The sequence below is a fragment of the Pseudomonas sp. RW3S2 genome (assembly GCF_014268955.1).
GTDB classification, from domain to species: domain Bacteria; phylum Pseudomonadota; class Gammaproteobacteria; order Pseudomonadales; family Pseudomonadaceae; genus Aquipseudomonas; species Aquipseudomonas wayambapalatensis.
Window position 1 is genome coordinate 1 of sequence record NZ_JABWRM010000056.1, and the last position, 248, is coordinate 248.

1 tRNA gene is annotated in these 248 nt (G+C 60.1%); it reads right to left on the reverse strand.

Going from position 1 to position 248, the window contains the following annotated elements:
* Positions 1 to 171: 171 nt before the first annotated feature.
* Positions 172 to 248: transfer RNA gene (locus tag HU748_RS26195), tRNA-Asp, on the reverse strand.

The following is a 248-nucleotide window of genomic DNA, read 5'->3' on the forward strand; positions in this document are numbered from 1 at the left end:
CAGCGGACGGGACTCGAACCCGCGACCCCCGGCGTGACAGGCCGGTATTCTAACCGACTGAACTACCGCTGCGTATCTTGCAGGCCGTAACCTGCTTGAAACTGGGATCTGGCAGAAAGGTCTTGCCTTTATGCCACAGACCGGTGAATCTCACCCATCTGTTGAAGTAAGTGGCGCAGCGGACGGGACTCGAACCCGCGACCCCCGGCGTGACAGGCCGGTATTCTAACCGACTGAACTACCGCTGC